We start from the raw sequence: 3,525 nt of genomic DNA, 5'->3' as shown, positions 1-3,525 counted from the left end.
GTCCTCATAAATTATATTTTATAATAATATTTTAATAAAAAAGGGTATTGCAAGAAGTCTAATCAAGTTAATATTTTTAATGACATAACAAAAAATAATCTTATTTCAACCATTACAACAGCACACGGAAGACCACCACAAATTGCATTGCCAATTAAGGATTATGGTAATTTTATTGTTTTACCAAGAGCAAAAGATGGTTTACTAGTTAATGGATCATATAATCGGTTTTGAAAAACAGGAAATAATTATATGGGAACAATCGCAGCAAGTAATATCAATAAAATCATCGTTGATAACCATAAATTACAAGAACAAGATAGTAGTAAAATACTATCTTTTTTAATTGATGAAAAAAAATACTTTTTACGAGTTTTAACTCCACGAGAATGTTGATTATTAATGGGATTTAGTAATAAAGATTTTAATAAAGCAAGCAAAGTTGTTTCAAAAACCCAACTTTATAAACAAGCCGGCAATAGTATTGTTGTTAATGTGTTAGAAAAAAACTTTATAGCAATGTTTCAAATAGAAAGGAAAAATTAAAGATGCAAAATAAAAGAAAAGTTTGGTGAAAATGACTTTTATATCCTTTAACAATTATTATTGGAATTTTGTTGCTAGTAATTCCCCCTATTTTGTTTTTAATTTCCCTTGGAATTGATTGTGATTTTATGTTTGGTGATTTATTATTGCATTTATTTTGTTTACCTTTCGAAAGGAAAAAAATGACTAAGAAAAACAATATTAAAAATTATTTTAATAATCAACAGCAACATTATCGAAAAAAGAAAAATATTTATTATCAAAAAAGAAACAAATTTAACAAAAACAAATTTTTAAAATAACAAAGGATGGCGAAAATATGAAAGGAAATAATACAGCAGATTTTAGTGGAATAATGGATGTTATTATATTATGAAGTAATGTTGTTTTAGGAGTATTTATGGGTTTAGCAGTTATTTTTGCAATTTGAAAATTAATTATTATTTTAATTTCAATAATGCGAAANGCTGATAATCCNGANGCNAGAGGAANNGATTTAAGTGCTTTAAAATGNCCGATNATAGCAATTATTATAATTTTAGTTGTAATTGCTGTTATGAATGTTATTTTACAAGTTATCAAAACATATAACCCTAGNATTGGAACATAGTTGATAAAAAATGAAAGGAAGTGAAAAATTATGATANTTAATGCACTNTATAAACTAATATGATCNATTTTTGTACAAGGGCCATTGCANTTAATTGCATCATTTAACACCGTTCTAAATTATTTAACAGGTGGTGTGGTTGGTGATTTAATGTTTGGATCAAAACAAGAATTTAGTTTTCAAAATATCCCAATGGCATTTTGATATTTTGTCATNACGGCTNTNTGNTTATTTTCCTTAATATTTACAATTACNATNATTAAAATTTTGTTTCAAGATGCCACCNANACAAAAACAAAATTTATTGTTGCTTTACAAAATGGTAGTAAAGCGTTTGTTTTTATCTTTTTAATTCCAATCTTTTTCTTTTTGNCNAATTTTGCAATNGCTAACATTGCCAAAATGATTACATCGGGATTTGGTGGTGAAAANGGAAATATTGCAAACTANCTATACAATATCGGAAATACCAATTGAGATGGTAGCGGTGATAATATACCAAGTAATTATTCTTATCCTGACAATATTGGTGATTTTAATATGATTGCCGAAGTTTTTGGGGTGTGATTTATGTTGTTTGCAATGTTTATGATAGGAATTGTTTTGGTACAAAAAATAATTGAACTGTTTTTCTTATTTATTATTTCGCCATGAGTAATGATGATTATGACAATTGACAATGGTAAAGGAGCATTTATTTGAAAAGATATGGTAATTGCAAAATTTCTAGCATCAACTGCCACTTTAACAGGATATTTTATTTTTATGACAACAATTCAAACAATTTTAAGCACTAATTTAGCAGGATTAGGCATTGAGGGAATTGAAAAATCATTGTTTGTAATTCTGATGATGTGTGGTGGTGGTTTAGCCGTAATGGCGTTTTCAGATGTTGTTGCTAACTTAATTGGTGAAGCAGCTGGTGTTCGCGAAGGAATGAGTTCAATGAAATCAACTGTTGCTGGTGGAATGATGGCAATGGGGGCTGGTAAAATGGCAGGAAAAGCATTTGGATTTGCCAAAAGCAAAAGAGCCAAACAAGCATTAATGAATGGCGGAGCAATGAACGAAAAAACAATGAACGCGATGGGTTCTGGTGGTGATTGAGGGGATAATGAAACAGCAAGCAGTCAATCTCGTCAAGAAAAACCGCTAGACTTTCGTCATTTCTGACACGCCACTGAGGGAATGAGTTCACGTGCTGGGATTGTTGGCTTAGCAGGCTTTGGACTTGGGGTCACAACCCTAGCAACAAGTAAACTAGTGGGAGCAGCTCGCGGAGGTGGAACAAAAGGATTTTTCCGCCAAATTGGAACTGGGATTGCAACACCAATTAAAGCAATTGGTAAAAGATTGAATCCACAATTGGCTAGCAAAGGAAATCAAGAAAATAAAAGAAATACAAAAGATTTAAGTGATTAAAAAACAGAGTCTTTAAACAAAAAACTAGGGAAAGTAGAAAACAAATTTACTAGCAAAAACAGTTTTTCATATGTGAAACCAACAGCAAAAAGTGAATTGCGACATAATAAAAAAATTAGAAAACAAGGTAATATAATTAAAAAATATGAAAAACACAATAATAAATCAGACGCTAGACAGAAAAAATGAGATGAAAAAGCTACCAAAAAAGCAGAAAAGAAAAAGTCATAATTTAAAAAACACCTGACAAAAACAAAAAATACGGTATAATATAAATAAAAAGGAGTGATAAATTATGGGATTATGACGATTATTAGGTGGCGAAATCAACTGAGAGCGCGTTGCCAGAATGCAAAATAAAAAACATTTGAGAGAAATTCATAGTGCAATTATTGATGCACTCGGGGGGAAAAACTAATAATATCCCTCTAAGCATTGATAGATTAAATGATGATGACAAAAATAATGTCATGTGGGTATTAGAAAAGTTTGGTCGTAGTGTCCCAACAACCGCTAAATATCAATGATTAAAACAAGTAGATGGTATTGGGAATTTACACCCCAAAAGATCTGAATATAATCAAAAACATTGAGATCAAGTATGAGAATGATATGATGCCTATAAAAGCGGAGCAATTCCTTTTCTCGAATATCGCATTCAAATCAGAGAAAAAGAATTGGAAGAAGATGAAGATAATTTAAGATTTAATAAAGCACAAGTAGAAAAATTTGGTAAAAATCGTACTCAAATCAAATTAATTAAATCTTATGAAGAAAAAATTCCTTTAAGAAAAACAGAAATTGCTAAATTAAAAGCAGAATTGGAATCTTTAAAAGCAAAAGAAATGCAAAAGCAGCAAGAAATAAAACCTGACTTAACCCTTGAAAATGAAAATTTACGCTTAAAAAAAGAAATTTTAGAAATGGAACTAAAATTAAAAGAAGCA

General features: G+C 29.5%; 4 protein-coding genes. All 4 read left to right on the top strand.

Features of this window, described 5'->3' with window-relative positions; genetic code table 4:
* Positions 1-147 precede the first annotated feature (147 nt).
* Positions 148-546 (top strand): DNA cytosine methyltransferase, encoded by a 399-nt coding sequence (locus TS70_RS02005; RefSeq protein WP_198049259.1) that lies wholly within the window; start codon positions 148-150, stop codon positions 544-546.
* Positions 547-1,186: 640 nt separating this feature from the next.
* The gene (locus TS70_RS08820) at positions 1,187-2,578 is read left to right on the top strand and encodes an Mbov_0396 family ICE element transmembrane protein (RefSeq protein ID WP_443028831.1); all 1,392 of its coding nucleotides are present in this window, start codon (positions 1,187-1,189) and stop codon (positions 2,576-2,578) included.
* A gap of 72 nt (positions 2,579-2,650) precedes the next feature.
* Positions 2,651-2,809 (top strand): hypothetical protein, encoded by a 159-nt coding sequence (locus TS70_RS01990; RefSeq protein WP_198049256.1) that lies wholly within the window; start codon positions 2,651-2,653, stop codon positions 2,807-2,809.
* 152 nt (positions 2,810-2,961) lie between these two features.
* Positions 2,962-3,525: hypothetical protein (locus TS70_RS01985; protein WP_198049255.1), on the top strand; the 564-nt coding region annotated here is incomplete at its 3' end.

Source organism: Spiroplasma sp. hyd1, from assembly GCF_016082235.1.
Classification (GTDB): domain Bacteria; phylum Bacillota_I; class Bacilli_A; order Mycoplasmatales; family Mycoplasmataceae; genus Spiroplasma; species Spiroplasma poulsonii.
Note: the sequence above shows the minus strand (reverse complement) of the source record. Positions and strands in the feature narration are given on the sequence as shown.